Here is a 15,323-nt window from a genome sequence, read left to right as displayed (position 1 = left end):
GTCAGTGGAAATGCAAACAACATGCAAGCCATAGCCACAATTAAAGTTGTTGCCGCCGGGAAAAGAGTGCTTTTGAAATATTGAAAAAAAAACACGGATCCTCCCTGATGCCAGAGGGTTGGATTTATCTGAACCGGCCCGGTGACCAGCCGGTCCTGCCGGATCAGTCCTCACAGCTTCTGCATGGCGTCTGACGGGTCGATTTTATTCTTTCTTTTTTTGGCGCGCCGGCGCGTTCCCGGTTTTCCAGATATTTGACATAGGCTTTCATGCCGCCTGTGAGAAAAAAGACATTTTTGATTTCAGCGGATTTGATCTTTTTTCTGAAGGTTGCGTAACCAGTGCCCGCCTGGTTGAATATGAGCACCGAATGATGCGGATGGTTTTTGTGATACCCGGCCACGACGCTGATAAGCTCCTTGCCGGTGGGATTGACGTATACCGTATTGTCAAAGGCCACGGGGGCTTGCAAACCGGAAATATCCACCGGCAGAAAGGACCGGGCGGCGTATTGCTGGAAAACCCTGCGCGGAGAAACCATTGCCAGTGTCCTTTGGGCAAAAGGTTCTTTTCTGACAGGCAGGCCTTTGGCGACCCAGGCCTTGAGCCCGCCGCTTAAGATGCGGGCATCAAAGCCCATATTGCCGAGGTCTTTACAGGCAGAAACCAGCGGCATGCTGCTAAATCCCTTGTTTACAAGCACGATGTTTTTGCTTTTCAGATAGGCCTTGGTTTTTATAAAGTCTACCGGAATACGGATGGCCCCGGGGATGCGGATTTGTTCAAATTCTGCTTTTTTTCGCACATCCACGAGCAGTATTTCCCGGCTGCTTTTTATTTGTGCGGCAATATACTCCGGGCTGACAAACACAGCCCTGCCCTCTTCTGCCGTGACAATGCCGGCGGGCATCGGAAAAAAAACTGCAATAATCATTATCCCTGCAATCGCCTGCTTCATTTGACTATTTTTCCCTTTCCGCCTATTCCGCGCCCAAAAGATTTTTCTTTTCAAACAAGTGGTTGTCCGGTTCAAAGATCACGTAAACCGGCCTGGTGCTTTCAAGATAGGCGCCGGCCCTGATCCGGCGGCGGCGTCCCCTGGAGCGGAAATCCACACTTGCCGGTGTATCGCCGGGTGTTCCGCAGGTTTTTATCACCGGATTGCTTTCCTTATTGTGCAGTTTTACTTCAGTATCCGGGTCCGGGCACACCACGGTGATGGATTTTGCATCCATGGGTATGGCATATTGCCTGGCCAGATACGCGCTTTCGAGCAGCACGGTTGCGCCATCTCCGTATTTTGCGTTTTTCTGCACCGCCCCAATGGGCTTGTCCGCTGTTATGTAAACAGATCTGTCCGGTTTTCCGGGTTTCGGGAGGAAACCGGGCCGACCACCGGGTACTTTCATCACAGAGCCGGCATCCATGAGATAATATTCCCGGGTGCCATCGGCACGAAGAACGGTTACCGTGGTGTTGTCCGCCATTGCCCCGATATGGGTATTGTCCGCCTGAACTCCCCAAATGTCCCTGGATGCCGGGGCAACCGGGTAAGCATCCATGACTGCGCTCACACATCCGGCATTCCATGCGGCTGTATGGGAGATGACCACCGGCATGTCCGCTGTTATGACCGAGGAAATGGAGTTGTTTTTTCCTGCATTGAAAACTTTTACCCCGCCTCCGGGAATTGAGATGTTTTCCGTACGGCTGCCGAGATCAATGCTGACGGATGAATCGCCGTACGGGCTGCAAATATAATATATGTGTTCGCCCTGGATATGAGGAATGACAAAATGCCTGCCGGCAAAGGCCTCGGGAACCGGCATCGCGGTTTCAGGCGCGTTGCCGCAGATGCTGAAATGGCCGGTGCCGGCAACAACATCCCCCGGGTCCAGATGGGTGGGGGAAAGGGCTGCCGATTCATACTGATCCAGTTCCAGACTTTCAGCGCCTGCGGTGATATGGTTGCCGTCCTCCAGGCTTGTCACGAAAAGCGTTGCGGTAAGCAGATCCGGGTTCAGGATAAAGTAGCGGACAACCGGCGGATCTGTCCTTGGTGCAACTTCCACGGTAAAGCTGATATAAGTGACAGCTCCCTCTGAATCCGTTGCGGTTACGGTTATCAGCGCGCTGCCGTGCCGGTTTTGGGCGGGCATGACAGTTATGGCAAGGTTGCCGACTGATCCGCTGACAGCGATATTTTCGTCCGGGATCAGGTCCTGGTTGTCTGAAGAAAACGATATTTCAATGTCTCCGGCCGCATCTTCCGGATCGCTTACAGTAAAGGCCACACCTGAAACCGCTGTGTTCTCCGATATTACGGCATCCTCAATATCAGAGACCGCCGGACTGTCATTGACAGGCGTGATCGTAACATGAACCGCTGCAATATCGGAATCCGCCGTGCCGTCCGTGGCCACATAGGCAAAAGAATCTTCTCCGTGGTAATTGTCTCCGGGTATATAGGTAAATGATCCGTCTTCGTTCAGGTTCAGGCTGCCGTGAGCCGTGCTTTCAACCAATCGGGCGGAAAGCGTGCTCCCGGGATCCGCATCCCGGTCATTTTCAAGCACGCCCGGTGCATCTGCCACCAGCGGACTGTCCTCGGCTATGGTATAAGCATCATCTGCAGCCTGAGGCGGGTCATTGACATTGATAACCTGGATATCAAAAGGTCCAAGAGACGCACTGGCGCCTGCAGCGTCGGTTACCGTAATGACGATATCTTCTGAAATGCCCACATGTTCATTTCCGGGGTTCCGTTTAATGAACCGGATTCAGGATCAAATTGCGCCCAGTCCGGTTTGTTGGTGATGGTAAAGAATAATTGATCGCCCGGGTCAGGATCCTGGGCTGTTGGCGTAAAACTGTAATTTGCGTCCTGATATACAGCGGTTTCAGGGGCTCCTGAAATAACGGGCTCCTGATTGGTCTGGCGGATAAAAAACATTGCGGTTTGGCTCCAGCCAGGGCTTTGTCCCTGCTTGTCCGCGGCAAGCACCCGCCAGTAATAGATGGTATTGTTTTCAAATTCATTTTCGGGTTCAAATACCGGCGCATCGGCTTCTTCCCGGATGATCGGATCCTGGCAATTCTGATCCTTGCAGATTTCAAAAGTATATACGATATCGTCTGCATCCGGATTGCGCGCCGGGTGCATTGATAGTTTTGGTGCCAGCACTCCGGACCATGCGTTTCTGCCGGGATTTTTGATAACAGGCCGGGATGGCGGCGTGTTTTGGGTATTTACAAAAAAGCTTGCATATGCCCACCGGCTTTGCGCCCGGCCGTCATCTGCCTTTGCCCGCCAGAAATACCGGGTGTCCTCGTCAAGTCCGGCGATTGACCATGAAGTGGCATCAAGGCCTTGGGTAATTTCCGGAGACTGAACGATTTCAGGGGAATTAAACGCTGGATCCGTGTCCACCTCAAAATAATAGGAAAGCGGATCTCCGTTGCCATCTGTGGAGTTGTTGACCACCAAATCGGTTTCCGGGCTCGCCACAACGGATCCGGCTTCGGGTGAAGCAATCTCCGGTGGTGCGGGTGCCTGGTTTGCGGTATTTATGGTAAATGATGCGGCTTGGGTTGTGGTTTCAGCGCCGTGTTCGTCCTCGGCAACCGCGCGCCAGTAATAAACAGAACCGTCTTCAAGTTCGATGTCAGGCTGCCACTGGCTCACCGGTCCGTCCAGGGGAGATATGTCCGCGGCCGAGACCACAGGAACAGACATGCTGGAATCTGTATAGATTTCAAAATTATAGGCAATCGTGTCATTGTCCGGGTCGGTACTGTTTGTCACTTCAAGCACGGGGCGCAGGGCATTGACTTCTGTGCCGTCTGCGGGCCGGCTTATACGAAATACACCCGGTGCCTGATTTTGTGCATTGACAAAAAAACGGCCATGGGCCCACAGGCTGTAAGCCGCCCCGTCCGTGGCACGGACCCGCCAGTAATACCATTTGTTTTCATCCAGGCTTTGGCCAATCTGCCAGGAAGTGCGGTCCTGCTCCCCGGCGGGTATGTTTTGCGCTTTTTCCACAAGCCGGCCGTATCCCTTGCCGTCGCGCCCGAGATTGCCGAAATATTCCCGCTCCCAGTCATCATCCATTCCGTCAGCGTCTGTATCACCAAACGGATGGACTGCAATGGTCATGGCTTGGCTGTCCTGCTGTTGACCGTCAGAAGCACTGAAAGTCAGCCGGTAGGTCCCGGACTGCCCCATGAACGGGGTCCATTCAAATATGGCCGAGCCCTCGCCAAGATCGGTAAACTCAGCGCCTGCCGGCAGACCGGATACTACCAATTCCGGCATTGTGCCGTCTGGATCGGTTGCTTCAACCGGAAACGAAACCTGTTGTTCCTCTGCGATGATTTTGTCCGGAATGAACTGGATCTGCGGTGACTGGTTGCCCTGGGCGGGATCATCAAAAACCAGAACATAACTGCCCGTAGTGTTGACATCGAAAAGGTTCACAAAATAATTCCAGCCGTCTTCCGGGTTTTCCTTTCTTTGCTTTGACAGCCAGGCATTTTCCGGCCTGACGTGTTTGCCGTCGCTGCGGGTTGCCTTGTCTAAAGGTTTGTCACCGTCATGCGGGTCGGGAAGCTTTATGTAAATAAAGCCGGGATCATCCGGCGTGGATACTTCGTATGAATACCGGGTCCCTGATGTCTCCAGGCGGGCAATGCCCGAATCCGCTGACTGATCAGATACGCCGCCTTCCGCGTTGTCTGATTCGTAAACCTTCAGGTTGCCGGCGTCTCTTGCAAGAAAATCGCGTATATTGTCTTTTCCGGGAAGGTCGACCAGCACGTCTTTTACGAGAAAATGCGTGTTAACATCCTCCTGCCGGATCAGGGAAGTGAGTTCTCCGCCGAGTTCGTCGGCATGGGATATTGTTGCTCCAAAATCCTTGAATTCGCCGGACAGGGTGCAGGTCATGATCCACCGGCCCACTGCCGCATCTCCCGGCTCAATATCCCCGAATTCAACAAGCAGGCTGTCTTTTGCCGGCTTTCCCTTAACACGGGAGCCCCGGATTTTAAAATCAATCAACAACCCCTGTTCGTTTTCCACGATTTCCGGCTGGGCGGAATCGATTTTAAGATCATGTGCGGTGCTGCTGCCGTTATTTTTGACCCGTACCCCCAGGGTAAAAGGCTCGGGCGGTTCCACCGCCTGTGTCCAGGCATCATCGCCGTATACGTCCCGGGTGAGAAAATAATCCAGGGCAATCTGCGGCAGGGGTTTGACAAAAATATAATCCGGGCTCACTTCAGTGGTGTGCTGCTCGCCGCCAAGCGTATATGTCAGACTGGCCCCTACGTGGTAGCGCTTTCCGTTCTTTTGCCCGTCTGCCGTGCCAGGGGCCGGGATGATCAGCCAGTGAAGATCTGAAGAGGATAAGGGCGCGACCGGATCGATATCCCACGTGTTGTTGCCGCTGTTGGAAATTTTCTCAGAATCCGGGCGTATGAAAAACGCCGCGTCGGTATTGTCCGGATCAGAGGAGGCCAGTACGGGATTGCCGTCCTGGTCGCTGAAAATGACCTCGACGACCACGTTTTCAAGGGACAGACCGGTAAGGCCGTTATTGATCTTCATGTGCGCGTCAAAAGCCTGCCGCTCCAGGGTGAGTTCCTGGCGGATTTCAATTTTGACGACCGCACAAATGGATTCTGCGGCGGATGCCGTATGAAACATTGATAGAATCACGCACCCGGCAAAGGCTGCAAACAAAAACGGTTTCAGATGAAAGCCGAAGCTTTTCTTCATTGATCCCCTCGTCCGGAATTTAAATTGTCATGAGTTCATTTCTGCTTTGATGCCTTGGCCACAAACCCGGAAAAGATTGTGATTTTTCATTGGGTTTGCACATTGGTCGCCGATAATGTGCAGTGCAATATAAACCGAATCTTTTTCCATAAACACACGGTTCCAGGGGTCTGCCACACGCCATTGGCCGTTGACATAAATTTCGGCCCAGTTGTGATAGCCCGAAGGTTGCAGGACCGTATTTCTCTCGCAGATATATCCGCCCACCCTTCTGCAGGGTATGCCTGCCGCGCGGCACAAAGCGGCAAACAGGTCCATATATTCCGTGCAGTCGCCCGTCCCCCGGGTCAAAGCATAAAGGGCCCCTTGCTGCTGTTTGACATATCCACTGTATTCCATATGACTGGAGACCCATTTATAAATGGCTTCTGCCGTGGCCAAACGGTCGGCCCTTTTCAGAGATGACGCACGGGCTTTGATAGCCGGGTGACGGGATTGGACACGGAATTCCTGCTGCAAAAATTCTCTGCAGCCATCAGGACAGGCGGTTTTCGCAGGCTTTTGCGTTATAAGGAGATCTGTTTTCACGGTGATAATTTTGGAAGCAAAAGGGGCAATGTTTTCAAGCGGGAAATAAAGTACCCGGTTTCCGTAACAATCCCGGGTCAGGTGATAAGGGTGAGAGGATTTGATGGTTTTCAATGTTTGACGGGCAGTTTTCCCCACAGGTGCATAAGTCCAGAGGGAAACATCTTCGGCCGTGCTGTTGGTTGTATTTTTAACAGTAAAACTGTAGCGGATCTGCCTTGAACTTTTCCCGGGTGAGTCAGCGTTTTTCTGTACTTGCCGGTTTGCGCTCCATATGGCAACGATTACCAAAAGCAGGGTGGCAACAAATATCCATATGAATTTTTGGTTCATGCGGATTGTCTTTCTGTCAGGGACGAATCCCCGGCTTCTTGGGGCGGGTCTCAAAAAGGCCGCATGGTTATGGATTTTATAAGGACTTTTGCCGAATTTTTTATAAAAATCGGCTATGCCGATTATGAAACAACCTGGATATTGTTTAAGACAAACAGCCGTATATAGATGCGTTTATTACTCTTTAATTGATGGATTACAGATTATGGTAATTCGCTTTTTCTGTGTACGGAAAAACCATTCTTTTCAGAGGTTGTCAAGAAAAAATTTTAATATTTGATTTTTCAAATGTACAAATAAACCATAGATAACAAATACAATTTTCTCTAAATTAACGAATAAATCAGAATAAGAATACCAAAATTTCTATAAAATCGGTGATTCACTGGTTCTTCAACTACTTTCCAGCCCTGGGCCCTGAGCAAGGTGGGGAGAAAACGGTGCATGCCATCGAAAACCGGAATTTCCTCCAGAACATCCCGCCGGATCACCCTGACCCCGCAGCCACTGTCAGCAATCCGGTTCTCGGTGATGCTGTTACGGAACCCGGTTGCCACAGCCGCGCTCTGCCCGCAATTGATCCGGTGCCGGATACTTCCAATTAAGTACGCTGCATTCTACGAAATTGCGCAAGCCTTGATCTTGAACTTCCAGGGAAGTTCAGGGGCGGGGCGGTTTTTAACGCGACATTGAGCGTTTACGGAAACTTCCGTAAACGCTCAGGAGCAAAAAAACTGACCCCGGCCGCAGGGCTTTCTTCCTGCAAAAACAGCGGACGCGATAAAAAGCTTTTTACGGTGCCATTATTTTTAAATGTTTTAGTTGTTGCCAATTCCTGTAGCACGCGTCCCACGCTCATTTCCAAAAAGCCTTGGATTCATTTCTTGTTTCTGGTAGTTTCGGTCGAAAAATGATTTCCGGAAGACCGTTCCGGGTGTCTTCCGGATTTTGCATGTTCGTTTGCATTTATTTTATATTCGGGAAAACCATATTATGAGGCTACCGCTTACACATCCACCCGCATCCATATGCATATTGCGGCTATCGGCTCTGGGCGATATCTGCCATACCCTTCCTGTTGCCAGGACCATACAGCGAACTTGGCCAGAAACCCGCATTACCTGGATAATCGGCAAGACAGAACACAGTATGGTGGGCGATATTCCCGGTATTGAGTTTGTGGTATTTGATAAAAGCAAAGGGTTGAAGGCTTATCCCGACCTTTATCAACAAATGCGCAGGCGGCATTTTGAAGTGTTGCTGCACATGCAGATGGCATTGCGTGCCAGTGCCGCCAGTTGCCTTATCCCGGCCGATATCCGCCTGGGCTTTGACCGTGTCCGGGCCAAGGATTGGCAATGGCTGTTTACAAATCATCGTATCGCCTGTAAAGACCGACAGCATGTAATGGAAAGCTTTTTCGGCTTCACCGAGGCACTGGGCATAAGGCAAAAGTGTCTGGAATGGAACATCCCGATTCCGGAGCACGCCAGACAAAAGGCACAACAATACCTGTTCGGTGTTAATGATTATATTGTGATCAGCCCCTGTTCCAGTATGAACTACAGAAACTGGTTCAGCGGAGGTTATGCTTCCGTGGCCGATTATGCTGCGGACAAATACAGGCTAAAGGCCGTGATTGTCGGTGGGGACACAGACATCGAAAGACGCTATGCCTATGAAATCCGACGGCAGTCAAAAACCAGGGTGATTGATCTGGTGGGCAGAACCGATCTTAAGCAGCTGCTGGCGATACTGGAAGGCGCAAAACTGGTTATAGCCCCGGACTCAGGGCCGGCACACATGGCCACGGCCACCGGCACGCCCGTAATTGGTCTGTATGCCACCACCAATCCGGATCGGGCCCGGCCTTACTTCAGCCAACAATATGTGGTCAATCGCTATAATGAAGCCGTCAGGGACAAGTATGATAAAACACCCGACCAAATGCCATGGGGGCTAAGGGTTCGAGATGAGGGAACCATGGCGCGCATTACCGTCAAAGACGTCACCGATATGCTGGATCAATGGATGCAGGGCGCCTGAGCCTCTACTGCTTTGTTATTTTGAGACAGCATATTCCTTGATAGCGGCGGCAAGCATCGGGATCATGATCTCGTGGTGCCCGGTGATGGCAAACGCCTGTCCGCCAAGGGAAACAGGTCGATGCAGGACATTTGCGTGGGGCCGATAGTGCTGGATCATGTCGAAATTGGCAGTGGTAAAATCCCGCACATCATCTCTCTGGTTCCGGGCCACAGCCAGACATTTGAGAAAAACTTCCGGCATGATGACGGCACTGCCAAGGTTGACGACAACGCCGCCTCCGCCAAGGTCGGCCACAGAGGATATCAGGATGCGAAAGTCCCTGAGAGACGCCTGACCAATGGCCGCACCGTCGGCAGAAGCGTGCTGATGAACGATATCCGTACCCAAAGCGACATGCAGGGTAAAAGGTATGCCAAGTCCGTAACAGCTGGCAATCAAGCCCCGGTCAATGTAGGGAAACTCTGCCTCTTTCTGCAGAAATCCCAGGGCGGTGCCGAAACCAGTTTTGTTATCAGCAGCACATTTTGCGGCCTTATTGACAAATTCAGCCGTATCATGGGCCATGCCGAACATGCCGGTTTCAAGCTGTGAACAGACTTCTTCGGAAGTGTGGCCGAACCATGCCATCTCGGTATCATGTATGGCCACAGAGCCGTTGGAAGCAAAATGTGTGATAAAGCCGTTTCGGGCCAGATCAATGAGAACGGGGGTGCAGCCGGTTTTGATGACATGACCGCCGATCATGGCGATAACCGGTTTTTGTTTTTCTTTGGCTTCAATGACTGCCAGCGCCAGATTTCGCAGATCGTCTGCCCTGAAAACATGGGGCAGGCTATCGAGGAAAGTCCGAAAAGAAGCCCCTTCCGCAAATGGCCTGGCCTGGAATGCGGATCTGACTTTGGAGGCCCGGTTTTTTGCTGAGTAGGTTTTATTGTTATCCAGATTGCTTTCCTGGAAATAGTGCATTGATCATTTTCCTTTTCCTCATGGCCGCGACTTTGATTAGCCGAATTTCTGGCAACAGGACCCGGCAGGTCGAACCAGAACAAGCTGTTTTATCCTAACTTGTTTATCAAATTCCAATTTTTATGTAAAGCCAAGTTCGAAGTGAAATTTTCACCCGGAACTTGTGGCCGGGATATTTTATGCGAACCTGAGATATCCCCGGCTGAAATAATCTGGAATTTTATCCAAATGTTTACAAGCACGCACAAAGCTATGATCGATTCTTGAAAAGGCGCGGATTTTTTTCAATAAACGAATGAATCCATCGCTCTAAAAAGGATTGATTTTCAGAAGTTTTCAGGTAGCTGTATCCCAGAAACGCTATGTGAGAAGGCTTTGCCAGTCAGGAAATACATGAAGCCGGATTGTGCACCGCAGTTGATTTCAGTATTCTTTTCGGAACGTAAATGTTTGCCGGCATTGTTGGTAAAGCGTATCGGTGAGCTCGAAGATCTGATGCATGAAAAAAAAAGCCAGAAAGTTGAGATTTTGATATATGCATACCCTTTGCGCAAACCGGCCCTGGGCCTGAAACATGCGGGTATTCATTTGTTTTTTGACTTTGTGTGTGTGTTTTTGTAAAATCTTACGAATTATAAAAACACCGGACTACAGACATTGCCGAAATGCGGCAGCGAATCCGGAAAGGAAAAAATTTCAAAGGAATTCCTGAAAAAACAAAGCAGAAGATACAGCACCAAAAAAAGTTACAGCTTTTCCACGAGCAGGCCCGGAGCCTGCAAAGCTATGTGGAGGAAAAGGAATTTTCATGAAAACATTTATGGATATTGTGTCTGAACACAACCAGGTGCTCGGTGATTCGCTGGCATCATTTGAAAAAAATTTCGATACGGCGCTGGACGTTTGTATTCACTGCCTGCAAAACCAGGGAAAGCTGATGATCTGCGGAAACGGCGGATCTGCCGCTGATGCCCAGCACTTTGCCGCTGAACTGGTGGGCCGTTATGAAAAGGAAAGAAGCCCGTGGCCGGCTGTTGCCCTTTGCGTGGACACTTCCATTATCACGGCCCTGGGAAATGACTACGGGTTTGAGCAGGTCTTTGCCCGCCAGGTAAAGGCTTTGGGCCGTGCCGGGGACGTACTTGTGGCCCTGAGCACCAGCGGCAATTCCCCCAACGTGGTCAGGGCTGCTGAAACCGCCCGGGAAATGGCCATCAAGGTCATTGCCATGACCGGTGAAGGCGGCGGGGCTCTGGCGGAGCTGGCCGATGTTTTGTTTGCCGTGCCCTCCAGGCGCACCGCACGGATCCAGGAAGTCCATGAAATCTGCCTGCACGGTCTTGCCCAGGCCATTGAAACCGGGCTGACCAATGCCCGGGCCGAAAGGAAACCTTCATGAAACCTGCTTTTCTGCTTTCCCGCAGTCTCATGGAACTGCTCGAACATGCCCCAAAACTGCATATATGGGTTGTGGGCGACGCGTTTTTGGATGATTATATCGAAGGTGCCATCAAACGGGTTTCCCCCGAGGCCCCTGTGCAGGTGGTCAACGTGGAAAACCAGTTCCAGCGCCTGGGCGGGGCCGCCAATGTGGCAAACGGACTGGCCGAACTCGGTGCCAGGGTGACCCTGGCGGCCATCACCGGCCGGGACGCCCCGGGCCATGCCCTGGCTCAACTGTGCGCTGGAAAAAACATTGATACCCAATGCCTGATCCGGGTCCCGGACCGCCCCACCATCCGCAAGCTGCGGGTCATGTCCCGGCGCCAGCAGATGATACGGCTGGACTGGGAAAACACGGAACCCATTGACGATCAAACCCGGCAGGCGCTTTTTGATGCCCTGGACCATGCTGAGCCGCCGGATGCCATTTTGCTCAGCGACTATGCCAAAGGTGTGCTCACTGACAATGTTATCCAAACCCTTGTTGAAAAAGGAAGAAGCCGCAATATCCCGGTGGTGGTGGATCCCAAATCAAGAGATTTTTCCAGATACAGCCGGGCCTCCATCATTGCCCCCAATCTTCTGGAATTTGAAACTGCAGCCGGCCTCGCTGTTGATCCCCTGGATGAAACCGCAATGGCTGAAGCCGCAAAATCCTTGTGTGAAAACTGCCGGCTCGATGCCCTGCTCATCACCCTGGGAGAGCTGGGCATGGCCCTGTGGAGCCCGGAAAACGGCCTGAAGCGAGTGGATACCCGGGCCCGGGAGGTCTATGATGTCACGGGTGCCGGCGATACAGTGGTGGCTGCCCTGGGATTGTGTCTGGCCGCAAAAATGGATTTTCAGACCGCTGCCATGATCGCCAATGCAGCTGCCGGCATTGTTGTGGGCAAGGCCGGCACCTCCACGGCCAGCCCGGCGGAATTGGTGGAGTCCCTGTCCCCCCCGCTTGAAAACAAAATCATGGACACAAACACCCTTGCCGAACACGTGCGGTGGTGGCGCATGCGCAAAAAACGTATCGTGTTTACAAACGGCTGTTTTGATCTTCTTCACGTGGGCCACCTCCATATTTTAAACCAGGCTGCGGCCCAGGGGGATCTGCTTGTGGTGGGACTTAACACCGACGCATCCATTGCCCGGCTAAAGGGCGCAGACCGCCCGCTGATTGCCGAGCATGAACGGGCCTCCATGCTTGCCGCATTTGACTGCGTGGATGCGGTGGTGCTTTTTGACGAAGACACACCGGTCAACCTCATTCACACCATCAAACCCGATGTGCTTGTCAAAGGATCAGACTACCGCATGGACCAGGTGGTGGGCAGAGAAGTTGTGGAAAAATACGGCGGCGAGGTTGTGCTTGTGGATTTTCTGCCCAACCAGTCCACTTCCCTGCTCATCGAACGCATCCGCGGCGGCCCCCGAAACAACGGCGCATAATTTTTTTCTGGTCTTATGCTCATAATTATGATCAAATGGGTATAACCGGGTCCAAACGGCCGGCTGCAAAAATGCCGCCTTTTGCCCAAGCCCCGGTCAATGACAATGCGCAGCAAAGGAGGCCGCCATGAACATTTCCATGCAACCCGTGGACCGCGTGGACATCCTGACCCTTCAGGACAACTAAATATGATTGACATATCCTTTCATGGCGCGTATAGAAAAACGCCATGAAAGGATATAAATTCCCCATACTGCCGCCGCCTTAACGACTCCCGATTTTTTGTCGTCACAACCCTTTTTTGTCCTTTAAACAGGATTTTATCAGACACGGTTCCGGAAAAACCCGGGCCAAAAATTCAACAGAGTTGCATACATGAACGCGATATCAGAAAAACAAAACCGTCAGGAGACGGGCCGGCGCCGCACCTTTGGCATCATCAGCCATCCGGATGCCGGCAAAACCACGTTAACAGAAAAACTGCTGTTGTTTGGCGGGGCCATTCAGATGGCCGGATCGGTCAAGGCGCGCAAGGCAACCCGGCATGCAGCCAGCGACTGGATGGCCATCGAGCAGGCCCGGGGCATTTCCGTGACCAGCTCCGTAATGCAGTTTTCCTACCGGGATTGCCAAATCAACCTGCTGGACACCCCGGGCCACCAGGATTTCTCAGAAGACACCTACCGGGTGCTGACCGCAGTGGACAGCGCGGTCATGGTGATTGACAGCGTCAAGGGCGTTGAGCCCCAGACCCGCAAACTCATGGAAGTCTGCCGGATGCGAAACACCCCGATCATCACCTTTATCAACAAGCTTGACCGGGAAGGCATGGCGCCGCTGGATATCATTGATGATATTGAAAACACCCTGCAAATCGAGTGCGCCCCCCTGTCCTGGCCCATTGGCATGGGAAAGCGGTTTAAGGGCACCTACAACCTTTACCGCAAGGAACTCAACCTGTTTACCCCGGGCCAGGAACGTCTTCCGGACGATGTTTTGACCATCCGGGACACAAGTGATCCCAGGCTGGATGAAATCCTCGGCAGCCAGGCCGCCGAACTGCGCCAGGACGTGGAACTGCTGGAAGGTGCGGCCAATCCCTTTGATATGGCGGATTTTTTAAACGGCAGCCAGACACCGGTTTTTTTCGGCAGCGCCGTCAACAATTTCGGCGTGCGCGAACTGCTGGACACATTTGTGGAAATCGCCCCGCCGCCCCAGCCCCGGCCGGCTGCCACCCGCATGGTTTATCCTGAGGAAAAGGAATTTTCCGGTTTTGTGTTTAAAATCCAGGCCAACATGGATCCGGCCCACAGAGACAGGATCGCGTTTCTGCGCATCTGTTCCGGCAGATTTGAACGGGGCATGCGGGTGCGCCACCACCGGACCGGAAAAACCGTCCAACTGGCCAATCCCATCACTTTTATGGCCCAGGACCGGGAATTTGCCGAAGAAGCCTGGCCCGGCGACATTATCGGCATCCATAACCACGGCACAATTTGCATCGGGGATACGTTTTCGGAAAAAGAACCCCTGTGGTTTACCGGAGTGCCCAGCTTTGCCCCGGAACATTTCCGCCGGGTGCGCCTCAAATCCCCGCTCAAGGCCAAGCAGCTGAAAAAAGGAGTTCACCAGTTGGTTGAAGAAGGCGCCATTCAGTTGTTTCAGCCGGTGTTCGGAAGCGATTTGATTCTTGGGGCGGTGGGTGTGCTGCAGTTTGACGTGACCATGGAGCGGCTAAAAACCGAATACGGTGTGGATGCCGCCTATGAACCCGCCGAGTATGCCGCAGCCCGATGGGTCCGGTGCAGTGACAAAAAAAAGCTGGATGCATTTAAAAAAGCCTGCCAGTCCCATCTGGCAACCGATGCCCGGGGGGAGCTGGTCTATCTCGCCCCGACCCTGTGGCGGCTCAATTATGAGTCCGAGCAATGGCCGGACATTACCTTTTTAAAGACCCGGGAATATCAATAATTCCCTGCCCGCCCAGTCCCGGAGGATGAAAATATACTATTTTTCCGCCTTGCGTGCGCATTCAATGCAGGTTGCCACACTGGGATCAAAACGCAGACGGCCTTCTGCAATTTCCTCGTCACAATTAACGCAATACCCGTAATCGCCTTCCTTCATGCGCTCAAGCGCCTTGTAAATCCGCCTGCGCTCCTGCTCAGCCAGGCGGGATGCAGCCCGGGACATGGCTTTCTGCTGCATGGCATCCATGCGCGAAAGCCTGCCCGTGCGCGCCTGGTCCAGTTCCAGGGGGGCGCTGTCGTCTTTTTTGTCGGCCTGCCCGCTTTCAATGGCTTCCAGGCGCTTTTCCAGTGCTTCTTGAAATTTTGCAAGGTCGATGTCTTTTCGCAAGATAAAAAAATCCTTTCCGGATCATTTGAAAACCACCCGTTTCACCCCCTGACACGTTGCCTTTTTGAAACAAATACAATTTTTTTTATCCGAAAACGCATATCCACACAATCATAATTTGTCTTCACTCCCGGTCAAATTGCAACCCCGAAAATTGACACCAACAAATACAAGGTTAATTTTATAAATGAAGATTTATTCCCAAAATTGTAAACCAAGCAGATTTGCTATCACCGTAAAAAGTCTGATTTCAGATGGTGACGTAAAAAGTTCAAGATCAAGGCTTGCGCAATTTCGAAGAATGCAGCGTACTTATCCGTACGTGAAATTCTGAGAAATTGCGCGTAACGCAGATATTGG

At 52.0% G+C, this 15,323-nt stretch carries 11 protein-coding genes; 4 read left to right on the top strand and 7 right to left on the bottom strand.

Annotated elements, in window-relative coordinates; genetic code table 11:
- Nucleotides 1–163: 163 nt before the first annotated feature.
- The 5 genes from ACTCIA_RS09390 to ACTCIA_RS09370 all read right to left on the bottom strand — a co-directional run bounded on the left by ACTCIA_RS09390 (nucleotide 164) and on the right by ACTCIA_RS09370 (nucleotide 7,562).
- On the bottom strand, nucleotides 164–934 hold the full coding sequence (locus ACTCIA_RS09390; protein WP_463001554.1) for a rhodanese-like domain-containing protein: 771 nt from the start codon (nucleotides 932–934) through the stop codon (nucleotides 164–166).
- A gap of 46 nt (nucleotides 935–980) precedes the next feature.
- Nucleotides 981–2,744, bottom strand: a complete 1,764-nt coding sequence (locus tag ACTCIA_RS09385) for a cadherin-like domain-containing protein (protein WP_463001553.1) — start codon at nucleotides 2,742–2,744, stop codon at nucleotides 981–983.
- Nucleotides 2,711–5,782, bottom strand: coding sequence for an Ig-like domain-containing protein (locus ACTCIA_RS09380; protein WP_463001552.1), 3,072 nt, complete (start codon nucleotides 5,780–5,782; stop codon nucleotides 2,711–2,713). Before ACTCIA_RS09380 ends, ACTCIA_RS09385 begins: the two co-directional genes overlap by 34 nt.
- Before the next feature lie 27 nt (nucleotides 5,783–5,809).
- The gene (locus ACTCIA_RS09375) at nucleotides 5,810–6,703 is read right to left on the bottom strand and encodes a transglutaminase-like domain-containing protein (RefSeq protein WP_463001551.1); all 894 of its coding nucleotides are present in this window, start codon (nucleotides 6,701–6,703) and stop codon (nucleotides 5,810–5,812) included.
- Nucleotides 6,704–7,400: 697 nt separating this feature from the next.
- Nucleotides 7,401–7,562: a hypothetical protein gene (locus ACTCIA_RS09370; protein ID WP_463001550.1), complete on the bottom strand. Its 162-nt coding sequence runs from the start codon at nucleotides 7,560–7,562 to the stop codon at nucleotides 7,401–7,403.
- Between the two features lie 134 nt (nucleotides 7,563–7,696).
- On the opposite strand from ACTCIA_RS09370, the gene ACTCIA_RS09365 reads away from it, so the two are divergent.
- The gene (locus tag ACTCIA_RS09365; protein WP_463001549.1) at nucleotides 7,697–8,749 is read left to right on the top strand and encodes a glycosyltransferase family 9 protein; all 1,053 of its coding nucleotides are present in this window, start codon (nucleotides 7,697–7,699) and stop codon (nucleotides 8,747–8,749) included.
- A gap of 15 nt (nucleotides 8,750–8,764) precedes the next feature.
- Here the strand turns inward: ACTCIA_RS09365 and ACTCIA_RS09360 are convergent, their stop codons facing one another.
- Nucleotides 8,765–9,718, bottom strand: a complete 954-nt coding sequence (locus tag ACTCIA_RS09360; RefSeq protein ID WP_463001548.1) for a GSU2086 family protein — start codon at nucleotides 9,716–9,718, stop codon at nucleotides 8,765–8,767.
- Nucleotides 9,719–10,526: 808 nt separating this feature from the next.
- On the opposite strand from ACTCIA_RS09360, the gene ACTCIA_RS09355 reads away from it, so the two are divergent.
- The 3 genes from ACTCIA_RS09355 (at nucleotide 10,527) to ACTCIA_RS09345 (ending at nucleotide 14,576) form a co-directional block, all read left to right on the top strand.
- The gene (locus tag ACTCIA_RS09355) at nucleotides 10,527–11,117 is read left to right on the top strand and encodes a D-sedoheptulose-7-phosphate isomerase (protein WP_463001547.1); all 591 of its coding nucleotides are present in this window, start codon (nucleotides 10,527–10,529) and stop codon (nucleotides 11,115–11,117) included.
- Nucleotides 11,114–12,601: a D-glycero-beta-D-manno-heptose-7-phosphate kinase gene (gene rfaE1, locus ACTCIA_RS09350; RefSeq protein WP_463001546.1), complete on the top strand. Its 1,488-nt coding sequence runs from the start codon at nucleotides 11,114–11,116 to the stop codon at nucleotides 12,599–12,601. Before ACTCIA_RS09355 ends, rfaE1 begins: the two co-directional genes overlap by 4 nt.
- 376 nt (nucleotides 12,602–12,977) lie before the next feature.
- The gene (locus ACTCIA_RS09345; protein ID WP_463001545.1) at nucleotides 12,978–14,576 is read left to right on the top strand and encodes a peptide chain release factor 3; all 1,599 of its coding nucleotides are present in this window, start codon (nucleotides 12,978–12,980) and stop codon (nucleotides 14,574–14,576) included.
- A 36-nt stretch (nucleotides 14,577–14,612) separates the two neighbouring features.
- On the opposite strand, the gene ACTCIA_RS09340 is transcribed toward ACTCIA_RS09345, so the two are convergent.
- Complete coding sequence (locus ACTCIA_RS09340) at nucleotides 14,613–14,963, bottom strand: TraR/DksA family transcriptional regulator (protein ID WP_463001544.1); 351 nt, start codon at nucleotides 14,961–14,963, stop codon at nucleotides 14,613–14,615.
- Nucleotides 14,964–15,323 lie beyond the last annotated feature (360 nt).

The sequence above is a fragment of the Desulfosalsimonas sp. genome, assembly GCF_055149105.1.
The sequence above is the reverse complement of the archived record's forward strand: the minus strand, read 5'-3'. Positions and strand labels throughout refer to the sequence as shown.

Excerpts from the sequence above, each read along its gene's own strand:
- ACTCIA_RS09365 (WP_463001549.1), top strand. The coding sequence starts at position 7,697 with ATGAGGCTACCGCTTACACATCCACCCGCATCCATATGCATATTGCGG.
- ACTCIA_RS09360 (WP_463001548.1), bottom strand. The coding sequence starts at position 9,718 with ATGCACTATTTCCAGGAAAGCAATCTGGATAACAATAAAACCTACTCA.
- ACTCIA_RS09375 (WP_463001551.1), bottom strand. The coding sequence starts at position 6,703 with ATGAACCAAAAATTCATATGGATATTTGTTGCCACCCTGCTTTTGGTA.
- ACTCIA_RS09355 (WP_463001547.1), top strand. The coding sequence starts at position 10,527 with ATGAAAACATTTATGGATATTGTGTCTGAACACAACCAGGTGCTCGGT.
- ACTCIA_RS09380 (WP_463001552.1), bottom strand. The coding sequence starts at position 5,782 with ATGAAGAAAAGCTTCGGCTTTCATCTGAAACCGTTTTTGTTTGCAGCC.
- ACTCIA_RS09345 (WP_463001545.1), top strand. The coding sequence starts at position 12,978 with ATGAACGCGATATCAGAAAAACAAAACCGTCAGGAGACGGGCCGGCGC.
- ACTCIA_RS09370 (WP_463001550.1), bottom strand. The coding sequence starts at position 7,562 with ATGAGCGTGGGACGCGTGCTACAGGAATTGGCAACAACTAAAACATTT.
- rfaE1 (WP_463001546.1), top strand. The coding sequence starts at position 11,114 with ATGAAACCTGCTTTTCTGCTTTCCCGCAGTCTCATGGAACTGCTCGAA.
- ACTCIA_RS09390 (WP_463001554.1), bottom strand. The coding sequence starts at position 934 with ATGATTATTGCAGTTTTTTTTCCGATGCCCGCCGGCATTGTCACGGCA.